The following is a 15,752-nucleotide window of genomic DNA, read 5'->3' on the forward strand; positions in this document are numbered from 1 at the left end:
ACGGCGGCATAACCGAACTCGCCGACTTTGCGCCGGATGCGTCAACCTTCAAGGCCACACCCGTTCCGGAACCGGCGAGCTGGGCCCTGATGATGGGGGGCTTTGGCCTGATCGGCGGAGCACTTCGCCGCAGGGCGCGTCTCCACAGCCGCCCGGCTTAGAAGCCAGGGAGCACAACGACAATTTCGTCATTTAGAAAAACAAAGGTCCGCGACCATCGTTAGGCCAGCAGAGAATGCTTTGGTCAATCCAGCCAGCGTGGTGAGCCACGGGCCGTCCGGGGTCGTTCCGGCGATCGATTTCGAGCTTGGCGGCAACGCGAAGCTGAACCGCGGCGGCGTCGCATGGTCGATCTTCGATGTCGCTGGCGGCGCAAGCCGGACAAGGGCCGTGCTGCTAGAGGCGAACTGGGCGGCGACGAACAGGCCGCTGAAAGCGGGTTCAAGCCGGCAAATCGTTGCCGGCGCGACATCCTGATCGGCCAGTCCTAGGTGAGGACGCCGGCGATCAGTTTGAGCACCTCGTCGAAAGGCAGCACCAAGAACGCGAGCGGCAGCCCGGGGAGGCAGCTGATCAGCGCCGTCTGTATGAACTGCGCCCGACTCACCGGGAAGACGGTCATTTGTCGAACCACCAGAAAACTAGAGCCGAGATCAACGAGTGAGGAGGCGTCCGGATTGCCGAGTATAATCTCTTCCGGTTGCTTCTTCCCCTGAATCCATTTGTCGTGGAACATCTGGTTATGCTGCTGGACGAGGATTCCGTAGCTCCTCAAAGCCTCGTGCTTGGCCAAGGTCAAAGGCCGAACGAACAACAGCAGGGGACTATAGGTCGCCACTTCCACGAACAGCACATAGGCCACCAGCACCGGGATCATGGTCTTCGCCGCCACGAGGTCGAAGCCCTCGAAGACGGCCCGGAACGCCAATTCAGCGCTGAGGGCGCAGCCCACGGCGAAGGGGATGATCACGGTGGTGACATGAGCGGTCCCCAGGAATCCCAGACCTGCGGACATGTCGGTGTGGGTGGGCAGCAGGTTGAGGTGAAGCCGTGAGACGTCCCAGAGGAACAAGGTCCAAATAATCAGGCGCCAGAACAGGCGGATGAAGAACAACTGCAACAAAGGCAGCGCGACGTAAAAATACCACAGCCCAGCCGGAGTCCGGTGTTCAATACCGTTGACCACCGTGGTCCCCCAATCCGCCTCATGTAGTCCAGCCAATTGCTCAACGTTCAGCGACCTGGCGAAGAAGATCACGACGGCGAAAATGAAAAGCTCCGGTAGTAGAGCCTCACGCCTTGTCCGGACCCGTTCAGCGGCGGCCGCGAATTCCGGATAGTCCTCCGGGCCAACGATCCCGCCGTTGATGAAGCGAAGGGCGGCGTTGCGCAGGCGCGGGCCGACCACGCTCTCAGCGGCGATGATCAGCGGAACGGCGAGAAAAAACCGTGCATACGAGTCGAAGTCCCACAGAAAACTCGTCCTCGGCGTGGGTCCGATCGCCTCGCCATGGAGGGCTGACAGCAGGAGCAGCGGCAGCCAGGTGACGGCGATCGCAGCTATGCTGCGGCGCGCGACGGAGGGTCCGGCGCCCTTGATGACGCCGATCCGCTGCATCAGGCGATAGGTCGGACCACCTTCGAAGAAGGACAGTGCGCTTAAATCCAGGGTCCTGGAGTCGGGCGCGATTGGTTCGTCTTGCACCACGCGAACGCCCTTTGGGTTTCAGACCTGGCCCGACTGGCCACTAGAACGTCATGCTGGCCGAACTGTCGGCAGATGGTTGAGCGTGCGCCGCGACCGACCGGCCGATCGCAGTGGTCTTACACATCGCTGAAGGCGACCACGTCGCCCTTCCGGACCGCGGCCTTCAGTGCGGCATGATCGCGCTCGGTTTGATCGGCGTAGGCGACCCCAAAGGCGCCCATGGCTTCGTCGAACGCGTCCCCTGAGCCCAAGTAGCCGCCGATGGACGCGGCATCGCCCGCCTTGGCGTGCGCGCGAGCCAGAACCCAGCCACAGGCCTTGGCGTAGACCGAGAACAGTTCGCGGTCGAACGTCTCGACCAGCGGCTTGATCTTGGCGTCGCGCAATTGCCGGACATAGTACTGTTTTCCGGTCGCCTCCACCGTCACCCAGCCCAGGAACATGTCCGAGACCGGCTGCATCAGCCGCTGGCCGGCGACGACCCGCTGACCGTGGTGAGGATAGACGCTCTCGCCCGCGTACGGCTCGAGCACCGAGGCTTCCGCTTCCTTGAATTGCAGGAACAGCGGATCGTTCGACGAAGACATCAGGAGCAAGATCCAGCATCGCCGTCCGACGCTGCCGATGCCCACGACCTTGATGGCGGCGTCCACAATCCGATAGCGGTCCAACAGAGCGCGCCGGTCGTCCGTCAGCGTCTCGCGATAGGCGCCGAACGCCTGTTCCATGACCCCTTGGAACCCGGGCTCGCGCGCTTGCTCGGGGTGGAAAATCAACGGCGGGGCGTCGCGGATGGCGACCTGGCCGCCGACCATGCCGGCCAGCTTGGGAAAATCCATTTCCGATCCGTCTCGGGCGCTCGCCTTCTCGATCCGGGCGTTCACTCTCCCCCGCCTTGACGCCGGCACGGCGTTTGCGACGTCTTGAGCGGTGACGCGCGCGTACCAGACCTCGAGCGGGCTCATTTGGGAGAAGTCGCGCATCCGTTTGCGGTAGGTCTGGGCGCAGGTCGCGGCCAGGTCGCGTGCGTTGTCATCAGAGAGACCGTTCGAGCGCGCCGCCAGCACAAACGAAGCCGCCAGGCGTTTGATGTCCCATTCCCACGGCCCAGGGGCGGTCTCGTCGAAATCGTTGATATCGAAGACGATGTTTCGCTCAGGCGTGGCGAAGCCGCCAAAGTTCAGCAGATGACAGTCACCGCAGACCTGCACTCGAATTCCGGTCGCCGGCGTTCGCGCCAAGTCGGCTGCCATGACGCCGGCAGCTCCACGAAAAAAGGTGAACGGTGAGGCCAGCATGCGACCGTATCGGATTGGAATCAGCTCCGGTATCCGACCCGCGTCCGCTGACCGAAGGACATCGATCGGATTCGCCCGGTCCTCCGGCCGTTTCCACTTCCCATGGGATTCGCGTGTGGTCATGGAGCGCAAGGCCCTGCCGGCCTGCGCGCGCTCCTCCGGAGAGCGCTTGCTGTCGGCATTCGCGGACGCTGATGCTGCGGTAGAGATCCTGCTCTCCGCACGCTTCGCCTTGTTCAGGTTTGCGACGGGGGGCGGCGCGTCCAGGACGTCAGGCATCGAGTTTTCTCCACCGACGGGGGCGTCGGCTCGGCGGTCGGTTCCGGCCGCCGTCACCTTCGCCAGCCCTCAAGCTTCAAATGAATTCATGAGCTCCGCCATCCGGGAAACACCTGAGAACCGGCGCTTCGGCCGCCGGTGAGCCGCCAGCCTCGCGCCGGTTGCGAACCACAAGCTGGGCCTGGATCGAACAGGAGTGCGGCCTCCGTACTCCACCCGATGTCACGGCCACGCTACCCCTGGACCATCCATGCTCGACGCACAGCGCCATGGCGGGGGGTAGCTCCCGTTAGGTCGCTGCCGGGCCTGTACCACCCGAAGGCTCTGGTGATACTGGTTCGGCGTTTGGTCCAACGTCAGCGTAAAGCGCTGAAAATGTGGTTCGGCTCAGGCCGGCGGAGGCAGCCAACTCTCCGAACGTGAAGTGGTTGGTCAGGGAATTGCGGAAAAGTTCATCCTCTTTCCTGAGTTGCGATGGTGACAGAAGCACGCCGGCGCCGGCGGACTCTTTTCCTCCGAGCACGCATGCCGTTACAGAACATGAGCGGCAATAGCGCCGATCGTATCAACAACTTCCCCGGGCGGGGTTAAGACGATCGCATCTGGCTCGAGTGTGGCCTGGACCGTTTTGCCTCCTATCATCCGTTGGATGATCGGAGGAGTGAGCACCGTGGCGATCCAGACGCTTGAAATTGGATGATGCTCTCGCGCGTCAGGCTCGTCCGAATCCGCGAGGTCAGCATTACCGGGCAATTTTACAATATATTGTGGTTCCATCAAAGACCAACTCGCTTGGCTCCTGATAGCACAGCCTCACTCAAGCTCGGGTGAGCAACAATCGCAGGGAGCCAACACTTGATTCAGAATATCCGCAAAACTTTGCTCGCCGTCGCGCTGTTCGGGGCGGTCGCCGCGCCGACGGCTTCGTTCGCGTCCGACGGCACCATCAACTTCTCTGGCATGCTCACCGACAACACCTGCAAGCCCAGCGTCAACGGCACGGGCAAAGACGGTCAAGTCAACTTGCCGACAGTGTCGGTCGATGCCCTCGCTAAGAAGGGGGACGTCACCGGCGACACGCACTACCAGATCAAACTGTCCGGTTGCACCGGCGATTTGACTAACGTCGCAGTCTATTATGAGGCGGGTCCGACCGTCGACTATGAGACCGGAAACCTTGTGAACGCCCTCGGCGACGCCACGAATGTCGAAGTTCAACTGCTCAATGCTGCTGACGGCGGGAAGATTGAGCTCGGAGCGGTGGATGCAGCGAGCCAGAACGCGGCGTATATGGAGATCGTGGGCGGTGAGGCGACGCTGGACTACGTCGCGCGATATTACGCCCTGGGCCCGACTGGGCCGGGCTCTGTCGAGACCAGCGTCACGTACTCTCTGATTTACAAATAGACGCCTGTTCGTCGGTCAATCATGGCCGGGGTGCCGCCCCGGCCAGAATTCGCCTTGAGTGGCGGCCTTTAATGGCGAGACAGCGCGCCTCAACTAGATGGTCACCAGAAAAGTTCTGCTCTTAGCCGCGGCGGCCGTATCTGTCTCGGTGGCTTCAGGCACTGCCTGCGCCGGCGTCGTTATTGGCGGCACCCGCGTGATCTATTCGGAAAAGGATCGGGAAGTGACGGTCAAGGTCACCAATCACGGCGATACGCCGTCGCTGGTGCAGGCCTGGATTGACGCAGGCGACCCGAAGGACGGTCCAGACGTCTCCAAGGCGCCGTTCACGCTGGCCCCTCCCCTGTTCCGTCTCGACGCAAACAAGGGCCAGAGCCTGCGTCTGATCTACACGCGCGATCCGCTGCCCCGGGACAGGGAGTCGCTCTTCTGGCTCAACGTGCTGGAGATCCCACCGAAGGCGAAGCTTGAAGAAGGGGCCTCGTCGAATCACATGCAGTTTGCGTTTCGTTCGCGCATCAAGTTCTTCTTCCGCCCGGCGGGCCTGCCGGGCGCGGCCGAAGACGCCCCGGCGAAAATCGCCTGGCGCCTCGTGCGCCAGGCCGATGGACAGTGCGGCGTCGAAGCGACCAATCCTACGCCTTATCACGTGACGCTGACGAAGATCGTCATCAGCGAAGGCGACAGAACCTGGGCGAACGATAGGGGGGCGATGGTCGATCCCCGCGCGGCTGCAGTCTTGAACGCACAGAAAGGCCCGCGCCGTCCAACCGGGCCAACCCAGATCGACTACACATTCCTCAACGACTATGGCGCTGCGGTCTCTGGCACGGCCGGTCTCGGAAGCAGCCAAAATGTCTGCGGCTGAGGCGCCTTTTGGCCGGGCCTTCCCGGCCCTCGGCGCCCACGCGGCGCCGCCGGGATGAGGATCGCGGTGATCTGGCCCGCCTCCAAATTCAGCGGATCGACCGACGCATTCGCCATCCTGGTGGCGGGGGAAACACGCCCGCCTGCCGCTCGGCTCGAAGTCGTCCTCACCGCCGTCCCCGACGGCACGATAGAGGGCAATCATGCATGAGCGTAAGCGGCGCGGCTTGCTGCTTGGCGGCGTGGCGGTCATCAGCCTTGGCGCATCGGTGATCGGAGGACGTACGGCGTCGGTTGCGATTGGGGAGCCGGCGCGACCACCCGGCGTCACGAAGCCTCCGGCGCGGACTTCGGCGGTCGGAACGGTTGCCCAATCTGACGCCTCCATTTCAGACGCAGTCTCCGTTCACCGGGCGGACCCGCTCGCCGAAGCCGCCGATCGCCACGAAGCTTCCCGCGGGGACCTCTCGACTGCGGCTGATCGTTCGGACGCGTCTGAGACTCATTTGGCCGTGGCGGAGAAGACGCTAGTCCATCCCACGGCTCAGCCCGCTCAGTCGGTCCCACTGGCGGACGGCGCAGAAGACGATGCAGGCTCGGCGGCCGCATCCCTGGCAGCCGTCTCGGCCGCCGCGATCGCTCCGACGCCGTCCTTCGCCGCGGCGCCGGGGCCCGCGCTCGCCCCGGAAGGTATCGCCGAACCGCGAACGTCCGCCGCTCCGGTTGTCGCCCTCGGAGACGTCACGCCCCTCAGTGACCGTTCGGGCCTGAAGTCCGACGGCGCTGCGGGCGAGGCGACCCAACCGTACGAACAGCTGACGGAGATGATCAGCACATCCAACGCCGCGCACCCGTGGACGACCTCGACAGAGGGGCTTGCGCAGACGGTGCTCGCACCGGACCAAGCCGCCTCGGTGCAACAGAAAATTGTTGTGGCGGACCTTCAGCCGCTCCCCATCATCCGCGCGCCGGCCGGCCCGACGACGGTCCAGCAGATAGAAGCTGGTGCGCCCGACAAGGCGTCGCGCACGCAGCTCGAACAGTTCGGAGCGGGGGCCGGATTCCTGGCCAGCGCACGATTCCCGGAAGCTGCTTCTGGCGGGGTGTCAGGCGCGCCCGCAGGCCCGCGGCAGGTTCCGGCGACTTTGGCGCACAGCGAAGGCGGCGACGCAGAACCGGCGTCGGAGCTCGAGCTCCATGAGCCGGAATTCGCACGCACCAACCTCGCAGCAGAACCAAGCGATCGGAGCCAAAGCGCCGCAGACTCGATATCCAGCCTGGGCGAGGCGCGCGCCCCGGCAGGCGGAGCCATCCCGAAACCGTCGGCCGATGAAGACATCGCCGCCTCGATCCAACGCATCCACGAGATAGCCGCGGAGGTGCGCAACGGTTTGGATCGGGGTCAGTCCGCCGCCGCCCGCCGGCCAGGCCGGGTCGTCGAGGCGACCATAGCGCCGGCAGCCGAAGAGCCCGCGATTCCAACTCGCCAATTCGCCCTGGCCGACACGACGCGTCAGCCAGCAACGGACCCCGACCGTACTGCGGGTCCCGCGATCGGTGGAAGGCCGTCCTCTCTCGCGTCGTCCTTCCGGGAGACGCCGACGACTTCGGTGGACGCGGATCAGCGCGCGACATTGGCCGCGGATCAGGAGGTGTTACTCGAGGCCGGCTTTACACCGGAGAGGCTCGCGCAAATGTCGCGCAGCGATCTGGCTCGGCAACTCGTGTCAGCCGACGACCGGATCCTTCAGCGGGCGATTCTAAACACCGCATTGCAACTTGCCGGCGTTTCCAGGCGGGAGCGCGCGAACCTTTCCGCGGAGGACATCGCCGAAACCCTATTCCCCGAAGTCATCTCCACAAACCGACTTCCTGCAGCGACGAGCACAGAAGGGGTGGGGACCGAAACCAGCCGCCAGGACATGCAACTCGCCATGTCGACGTCCAGCCCGCTCGCCCGCACATCGGGGGATCGCCAGCCCTCGGCGCCGGACCGCGGGGGGACCGCTACGAATGGGGCGGCTAGCGTCGACGCAGGAACCGCTGTCGCGTTCAATAGCGAATTGCTGATGCGACCGGCGGGCGGGCGGAGCATCGACGTGTCGCGCTTCGAGCACGGCAATCCAACGCCTGCCGGTAGCTATCGTGTCGACGTGTACGTCAACGGCGCCTGGACCGGCCGCACCGAGATCCGCTTTGAAGCGGCGACCAGCCAAGCCAGTGCTACGCCCTGCTACGACAAGGCCCTGCTCCGCCGCCTGCCGCTCGATTTCACAGCCCTGTCCAACAGGGGCGGGGCCGACATCGCGAAGCTCGCCGAGGGCGAGTGCCTAAGCCTGGCGCAGGTCGTCGCCGGGGCGTCCGAAACCTTCGACCTTTCGGAGCTGCGTCTGGATCTGAGTATCCCGCAGGCGATGCTGCTGCGCACCCCACGCGGCTACGTGCCTCCGGAATTCCTGGACGAGGGCGTTCCCTCGGCCACGTTGGGCTACAATCTGAACGCCACGCGCCAGGACGCCGCCGGCGAGGCCAGCACCAGCGCCTACCTGGGGCTGAACGCCGGCGCCAATCTAGGCGGCTGGCACTTCAGGCACAATTCCGCCCTCTCCTATCAACCGAACGGCGCGGTGAACTTCCAGGACATCTCAACCTACGTCCAACACGACCTGCCATCGATCCGTAGCCAGCTCACACTCGGGGAGTCGTTCACCGACGGTATGGTCTTCGACAGCATCGGGATCCGCGGCGTTCAGCTCGCCACGGACGATCGGATGCTGCCGGATTCGCAGCGGGGCTACGCCCCGCTGATCCGCGGGGTGGCCGACAGCAACGCCCGGGTGACGGTGACGCAGAACGGCAACAAGCTCTACGAGACGACGGTGGCGCCCGGCCCGTTTGAGATCAACGACCTTTATCCGACAGGGTACGGCGGCAACCTGTTGGTGACGGTCACCGAGGCCAATGGAAGTCAGCGCAGCTTCACCGTGCCTTACGCTTCGCTTGTGCAGTTGTTGCGTCCGGGCGTGACCCGCTTCAGCGTCGCGGCCGGCGAGTTGCGCGATGCGCAGCTCCCTCAGCATCCGGCGGTGCTTCAGGCGACGGTGCAACACGGTTTCACCAACGCGTTTACGGGCTACGCCGGCCTCGCCGCGACGCCCGACTATCTGGCCGGCCTGGTCGGGGTGGCGCTCAACACGAACCTTGGCGCCTTCGCCGTCGATCTGACCCAGGCCAAGGCCAGCATCACCGGTCTCTCGGCAACAGCCGGTCAGAGTTTGCGTGTCTCGTACAGCAAGCTGGTGCCCTCGACGAAGACCAACTTCTCGGTCGTGGCTTACCGGTATTCGTCCAGCGGATACTGGGCATTGCGCGACGCGGCGCTGGCAAACGCCGCTGCCTTGGCAGGGAACAGTCCCAACGCTGCGGCCCGTCAACGCAATCAGATCCAGTTGAGTGTGAACCAGAACTTCGGTCGCACTTTTGGCAGTCTCTACGCTGCCGCGTCGGTGCTCGACTATTGGAACCGCCCTGGCTCCACCACACAATTCCAGGTCGGCTACAACAATACGCTGCGCTTCGCCAAGTCGAACGTCTCCTACAACATAGCAGCGTCTCGTGAGCGAGACGGCATGAGCGGCCAGATGGACAATCGGGTCACGTTCGGCCTGTCGATGGCGTTGGGACGCGGAGCGCATGCACCGATGCTCAACACAAGCGTGACTCACGACAGGGCAAGCGGAACGTCCGAACAGGGCGTGCTGAGCGGCACGCTCGGCGTTGACAATCAATTCAACTATGGACTGAACCTCAACAATTCACCCGGCGGCGGCACGTCGGGCGGCGTGAACGGGCAGTATCGGAGCCCATACGCCACGCTCTCCGCCAGCGCGAGCGCGGGGCCGAACTATACGCAATTCTCGGGGCGCACATCCGGTGCGATCGTCCTGCATCCCGGAGGGCTCTCGTTCGCCAACGATCTGGGCGATACGGTCGCTGTCGTCGAGGCCAAGGACGCTGCCGGCGCGCGCATCACCAATTCGTCCGGCGTGCGGATCGACGGCCACGGGTATGCGGTCATCCCCTATCTGACGCCCTACAGAATGAACACGGTCGATATCGACCCGAAGGGCATGTCGCTGGACGTCCAACTCGCCTCCACCAGCCAGCAGGTGGCGCCGAGGGCGAATTCCGTGGTCATGGTCCGCTTCCCAACGGCCGCGGGACGCACTGCGGTGATCTCGGCGAAGTTGCCGAACGGACAGGCCGTGCCGTTCGGCGCCGAGGTCCAGGACGCGAAGGGCGGGAGCATCGGCCTGGCGGGCCAGGACGGCCGGATCTTCGCAAGCGGCCTGGCCGACCGAGGCACGCTTGCCGTCAGATGGGGCGAAGGCGCCGAAGAGCGCTGCGCATTTGCTTATGAATTGCCCGCGAAGAGCAAGGACCAGACGACTTACCCTCAGATCGGCGCCGTTTGCACGCTGGGCGAGGCCAGCGCGAGCAAGGCTCCGGGCAACCCGCCTCAATCTGACACCCAGGTAGACGCGCATGCGATGGGCGCCACGACGAGTTCGCAGCAAACAACCAAATGACGGAAGGTCGTGGGAGAGAATAGACGCAAGGTGAGATAGTATATCATTGACAACAAATGGTAATAGTAAGTTCGCGCGAGATATGTGGTATCTGCAATCGCCTTGGCAGTTGGGGTTGAAGTAGCGACTTTGTCTTCCGGTGTTCCGCGGGGGCTCATGACAGCTGGGATTGCGCGCCGAAATAAATCGCGAGCCAAATGATGAAAAACCTGACCCAGATTCTCGCCTATATTGGCTCTGTCATTTTGTTATGTTCGACACCCTCCATCAGTCGGGCGGCTTGCCCTGAAATTCTATACGCTTCAGGTCCAGCAGAACTTCGTGTCGATCCCAGCAAAGCCGTAGGTTCGGTGCTTACCAGTATTACGGTTACCTGGCCCACAACTCTTGCCGGACCCTGCGCGCGGGGAAGCTACACGATGGTTTATGCCGGCACCGGCGCTGTCGTCATGCCAAATCCGACGGGCGGCAACCTGTATGATTCTGGAATCCCGGGTATCGCGCTAAGAATGAAATTCGATTACGTCGACGGTATCTGCAGTACCGCTTATTGGCCGGTATCCTGTAAAGTAAACAACACAACCAGTCTTATTACGGGTGCGTCGATGACCGTGGAACTTGTCAAGACAGGTCCCATTAGCGGTAGCGGGGTACTGTCTGGTCTATTCGCCAACTGGGTGACAGACGGCGGTGTAGTCATCGCAGAACACTTATGGACGACCAGCATTGTCGTTGCTCCCATACCAACGTGTGCAGTGACCGCATCGCCGATAGAGGTTCCTCTCGGTGCCGTTGCGTTAAGCACCCTCACTGGGATGGACACAACGTCTCCGGAGAAGTCCTTCAGCATCGATCTAGAATGTTCGGGCGGTGCTCCCAGCCTGGTTACCAGCGTCTACGTGACACTTACAGATCAAACCAGTCCAGGTAACACGTCAGATATTCTGTCATTGACCCCAACTTCGACCGCCGCCGGTGTCGGCATTCAGGTGCTGAATGGTGGCGTGCCTGTCCATTACGGGCTCGCTCCCGATGTGATCGGTGGTGATGCGAGCCAATGGTTTGCCGGATCAGCCGGTAACGGCACGTTCACGATCCCATTAACCGCTCGCTATATCAGGACTTTACCTGTGGCGAAGCCCGGTTCGGCCAATGGCGTCGCCATTTTTACGATCAGCTACAATTAAAGTTGGTAACCCCCAGGCCCTCGTTCGATCGCGCACGGGCGAAGGGTTCCTCCGGGGACGCCGTTAGCCCCTGTGCGGCGGATGAAGCGGCCGAAGGGGCGATGCGGAAGGTTTCGTTCTCTCCTGCCACCGGCGGGCATCCTCGATTTGAGGGTGCGGAGATCACCGTCAACCGTGTCCGGCCCGCGCGGCCGGCCCCGAACCTGAACCGCACCGCCGGAACGCGATCGCAACAGTGTCGGGATTGCCTAAATTGACTGTTCTTCCAGCCACCTGCGCCGTGACCACGACCGCGCTCAACGTGACTTTGCCCGATGTCCCCGTATCGCAACTGAACGCCGTAGGCGCCACGGCCGGGAACAGATCCTTCGAGATCGGCCTGTCCTGCCCGTCGACCGGGGGCGGAGACGTCTACGTCACCTTCACCGACGCGACCGCCCCCGCCAACGTAACCGACGTGCTTTCACCCGCCTCCGGCTCTACGGCCACCGGCGTAGCCTGCGCATCCTGAAACGATCGGACGGGTCGTCGACCAGTTTCGGACCGGATTCGTCCGCCCCCGGCAACCCCAACCAATGGTTCGTCGGCCCCGTGGCAAGTGCGGCCAGCATTCCATTGACCGCGCAATACTACTCGAGGAGCAATTCCCCTACCCCGGGCGTCGTGAACGGGCTTGCCACCTTCACCATGAGCTACCAGCAACGCCATGCCGCCCGCGCTGCGCTAGCAGGCTCTTGAGGAGCTCCGTGGCGGGGCGGATTTCCCGTAATTCACTGCACTCTCTATTCGGGGATGGGGCGGCCCTCGCTCCCGCCGGCGATGCTGCCGCGGGCGTGTTGCTGCAGGCCTTCCATTCGAGCCGCTCGGAGCGGCAACTGATGGCGTCGTCGGCCACGCGAAGCCGTCAAAGGCGCGTCGCGACCTTCGCCATGCACGCTCGGCTCCGCCCCCGACTTCAGGCTGCGCGCGTCTCGCTGCCACGTTGGACTGGCCTGGTCTTCATGAGACAGTCGGTCGACGAACGACTAGACAGCGAGTCCATGCACCATGGACTGAAAGTTGTTTAGCGAGGTCAGGTTTGTAGAATAAGGTAATAGTTTGTATATTTCGACAAACGTTTCTCATAGATCAGGATAGAGACTTTACGAATCTACCAAACAGCACGACAATTCTCTCGCCTAGCGCTTGAATGGCTGAAGCAAGAAAAGGGGGTTGGCCCGAATGACTTTCCGGCTGTCTGGCGCCGTCCTGCCCTGGCCTTGATAGCGTTGCGCACATCGCACCTCACGGCGGGCGCCCCCGCGACATTGGCGCCCGCTTCGTCACCACCAGTTTGCCCTAATTGCTCCAATCAAGGATGGCAGGGGGGCGGCAGTCATTTGGGGTGCAGGAGGAAGCATGACCGACAACAATTCCGGTCTCGCCGATCAGGAGCCTTCGTTCCTTCGTGCCGGCACCATGGAAGCGGCGTTGGCAGCCGCTCCGCGGCGGCCGTATGCGCATAGCCAGCCGCCCCGGGGCGTCGCGGCGCCGACCATCGACGATGTGACAAGGAAGACCCTTTATGTGTCGGACTGCATCGCACCGGTAGTCGACAGCCGGGCGCTTGGCTGGTCGGATGTTTTTGCTGCTCGCACCAGCGAGCTTCCACACAACACACAATACGGCGTTACGTCGACGTTCTGGGTCTCGATGTCCCTCGACGACTCGTTTGTCCAAAGGCGGCTGGACGGCAAGGATGAAGAGGGGGAGGTCGCACGCCACTCGATCTATATCGTTTCCCCTGGCACCAACAAAAGCATCCAACTCGGCCGGCAGACCGACCTGTTGCACGTATTCGTCAATCCTGCCTTGATCGACGAAGTCGCGTCGGAGATTGCCCAGAAGACAATGCGCAATGTGTTGTTGAACCCGCTCTTCAACAAGACTGATGCGGAATTGGGTTATCTGTTGCGCGCTATTAAACGATCCCTGGCGGAAACGGACAATGCGTCGCCGTTGAAGATGGACTATCTCTCGCGAGCCCTGTGCGCTGATCTCCTGGAAAAATACGCCCTTGAGCCGGTCGAGCGGGGTGATTTCAGGCCCATGCTGGAGGGCCTCAGCAGGCGCCAAATCGCGCTCATGCAAGATTACCTTGAGTCGAATCTGGCGCAGGACGTGCGCATCAGTGATCTGGCATCTCTTTGCGGTGTCAGTGTCACTGCCTTTTCGAGCCGCTTCAAGGCATCAAAGGGTATGACGCCCTACCAATATTTAATTCAGGTGCGCTTGGAAAAAGGAAAGCAGCTTTTGGCTGAGGGCAAACTGCCAATCTCGGAAATAGCCATTGCTTGTGGCTTCACCGATCAAGCGCATTTCACCAAAGTCTTTGGTCAGCGCACGGGCTTTCGGCCCTCTGAATATCGGAAGATGTGCTGAAACCGGCAATCATCGCTCCGAACGACCGTAGCGGAAGACGTCGCCCATCGTCGCTTGACGCACTATCTGCCGCTGTACTTCCCGGAGATCGAGGGCTTCCGCCGCGGCTCCCGCACCGACTGGCTCTTCGCCTTCCTCGAGCGTTTCCGACCCCAGCCAGCATTACAGCGTTCTCGAAGGCGGCCTTCCTCGAAGCGGCTTGGCCCGTGCTCGGCCGCAAGGTCGCCAAGACCCAGCTGATCGGCGACATCCATGAGACCGCCGCGAGTTCGATCGGCTTGCCCGTCCCGTTAGACAGTCCCGCGATCCCAACCGCCGAGTTTATCGACCCAATCGACCCGATTACCGACGTTCGAAGACCCCGTTTACCTTCCGGCTGTGCAATTGGCCGGGGCAACGTGGACATCCGCGAGCCAGCCCTGGCCTGCCCTACGCGCATTTCTGAAGAGCAGCGGCCTGAGCCGGACTGAACCAGACGACGATGGCGAGCCGCCTGGGCATGAGCTTCTGCGGATACCAGGACTCTGGTGACGGAGAATGGTCTCGCAGATTGTCTTACTGCAGCTCGGAAATACGGTGAGGTCCGCGGGTGAAATTGGCCACCCTGGTTCTCACTTCGCCGCTCACATGGGTAGCGTCCGAGTTGGAAATCCGCTGTCGGGCGCACACATAACGGGAAAAGTACCGGAGACGACGAATGCCAGCGCTGTCTTGCGTTCGGCCCGTTCGGGCGCCGAGCTTGCGCCACTGCAGATTGCCGAACCAGGGCCCGGGATTGCCTGGCCTGCGGAGCGGCCCGGTCGTTTGACCGACCGGGGGGTGGAACCTAGACTTCGACGTCTCGCGCCCTGCCGGTTTGTTGGAAGTCCGATGCCCGAAATACCCATAGCACCTTGGGGTGCTCACGACGGGGTCGAAGCGGCGCAAGCCCTTGAGGAACTCCGTCAGCATCTCGCCGCGATCGTGGAGTCCTCCGGCGACGCGATCCTTTCGAAGAATCTTGACGGCGTCATCACCAGCTGGAACCGCGGCGCGGAACAACTCTTTGGCTACACGGCTGAAGAAGCGGTGGGCCAGTCCGTCACCCTTCTGATCCCGGCCGACCGGCTGGACGAGGAGCCTTCGATCCTGGCGCGCCTTCACAGAGGCGAGCGGATCGACCACTTTGAGACGGTCCGCCGCCGCAAGGACGGCAGCCTGGTGGACATATCGCTCACGGTATCGCCGATCCGGGATTCCACCGGACGGGTGGTCGGCGCCTCGAAGATCGCGCGCGACGTCACCGACCGGCGGAGAGTTCTCGAACAGCAGAGCCTGATGCTGGGCGAGATGCAGCACCGGGTCAAAAATCTGGCCGCCGTCATCGACGGGCTGGCCCGCCAGTCGCAGCCGGACGACGACCCCGGCGTGAAAGCCTTCGTGGCGCGTTTCCTCGGGCGGGTGCACGCCCTGCTCTCCACCGGCGAGCTCGTGATGTCCGCTTCGGACCGCCACGCTGATCTGCGGCAAGTGGTGGAAAACGTGCTTCAGCCCTTCCTCGACCCGTCCAAGGCCTCGCCGATCACGCTCGACGGTCCGCCCCTGCCCCTTCCCGAACACACCTCGGGCGCCTTGGCGCTGGCCACGCACGAGCTGGCGACCAATGCGCTCAAGTATGGCGCCCTGAAGGTCCCCAAGGGCCGCGTGTCCCTGACCTGGTCGGTCGAGCCGGGCCGCGAAGCCGACCGGGTGCGGATCGAGTGGGAGGAGCGCGGCGGTCCCAAGATCCTGTCCCCGCCGACCCGCCAAGGCTTTGGCGATCGCGTCGTCCGCTCCGCGGTGTCCCGCGAGCGCGAAGGCAGGACCGATGTTGTCTTCGGACCCGACGGCATGCTGTGCCGTTTCGAATTCCTCACGGCGCCGAAGGCGTCCGCCGCGACGACAGGCTAGGGCGCGCCGCCTTCAGGGGCGACCCTCAGACGGCCCGTGCTCGCGGGCCGGTTCAATCGCCGTCGGC

10 protein-coding genes and 1 pseudogene are annotated in these 15,752 nt (G+C 63.2%); 9 read left to right on the top strand and 2 right to left on the bottom strand.

Annotated features, from left to right (window positions below; translation table 11 throughout):
• The first annotated feature begins 8 nt into the window (after positions 1-8).
• Entirely contained in the window at positions 9-161 is a 153-nt protein-coding gene (locus VGI62_RS22445; protein ID WP_414695688.1) for a PEPxxWA-CTERM sorting domain-containing protein, read from the top strand.
• Between the two features lie 326 nt (positions 162-487).
• On the opposite strand, the gene VGI62_RS12465 is transcribed toward VGI62_RS22445, so the two are convergent.
• Both VGI62_RS12465 and VGI62_RS12470 read right to left on the bottom strand, forming a co-directional pair.
• Complete coding sequence (locus tag VGI62_RS12465; RefSeq protein ID WP_331504816.1) at positions 488-1,705, bottom strand: hypothetical protein; 1,218 nt, start codon at positions 1,703-1,705, stop codon at positions 488-490.
• 119 nt (positions 1,706-1,824) lie between these two features.
• On the bottom strand, positions 1,825-3,285 hold the full coding sequence (locus tag VGI62_RS12470) for a DUF2252 domain-containing protein (RefSeq protein WP_331504817.1): 1,461 nt from the start codon (positions 3,283-3,285) through the stop codon (positions 1,825-1,827).
• Positions 3,286-4,140: 855 nt separating this feature from the next.
• Here VGI62_RS12470 and VGI62_RS12475 point away from each other — a divergent pair.
• From VGI62_RS12475 to VGI62_RS12510, 8 genes and pseudogenes are all read left to right on the top strand, one after another.
• Complete coding sequence (locus tag VGI62_RS12475; protein WP_331504818.1) at positions 4,141-4,692, top strand: fimbrial protein; 552 nt, start codon at positions 4,141-4,143, stop codon at positions 4,690-4,692.
• A gap of 148 nt (positions 4,693-4,840) precedes the next feature.
• Positions 4,841-5,560, top strand: a complete 720-nt coding sequence (locus tag VGI62_RS12480) for a fimbrial biogenesis chaperone (RefSeq protein WP_331504819.1) — start codon at positions 4,841-4,843, stop codon at positions 5,558-5,560.
• A gap of 511 nt (positions 5,561-6,071) precedes the next feature.
• Positions 6,072-10,148: a fimbria/pilus outer membrane usher protein gene (locus VGI62_RS12485; protein WP_331504820.1), complete on the top strand. Its 4,077-nt coding sequence runs from the start codon at positions 6,072-6,074 to the stop codon at positions 10,146-10,148.
• A gap of 200 nt (positions 10,149-10,348) precedes the next feature.
• Positions 10,349-11,335 (top strand): fimbrial protein, encoded by a 987-nt coding sequence (locus VGI62_RS12490; RefSeq protein WP_331504821.1) that lies wholly within the window; start codon positions 10,349-10,351, stop codon positions 11,333-11,335.
• Between the two features lie 253 nt (positions 11,336-11,588).
• The gene (locus tag VGI62_RS12495; RefSeq protein ID WP_331504822.1) at positions 11,589-11,846 is read left to right on the top strand and encodes a fimbrial protein; all 258 of its coding nucleotides are present in this window, start codon (positions 11,589-11,591) and stop codon (positions 11,844-11,846) included.
• An 887-nt stretch (positions 11,847-12,733) separates the two neighbouring features.
• Entirely contained in the window at positions 12,734-13,756 is a 1,023-nt protein-coding gene (locus VGI62_RS12500; RefSeq protein ID WP_331504823.1) for an AraC family transcriptional regulator, read from the top strand.
• Between the two features lie 36 nt (positions 13,757-13,792).
• Positions 13,793-14,064: pseudogene (locus VGI62_RS12505) on the top strand (IS110 family transposase); the annotation flags it as partial.
• A 562-nt stretch (positions 14,065-14,626) separates the two neighbouring features.
• On the top strand, positions 14,627-15,685 hold the full coding sequence (locus tag VGI62_RS12510) for a PAS domain S-box protein (RefSeq protein ID WP_331504824.1): 1,059 nt from the start codon (positions 14,627-14,629) through the stop codon (positions 15,683-15,685).
• The last annotated feature ends 67 nt before the right edge of the window (positions 15,686-15,752 follow it).

This window comes from Phenylobacterium sp. (genome assembly GCF_036495085.1).
GTDB lineage: Bacteria > Pseudomonadota > Alphaproteobacteria > Caulobacterales > Caulobacteraceae > Phenylobacterium.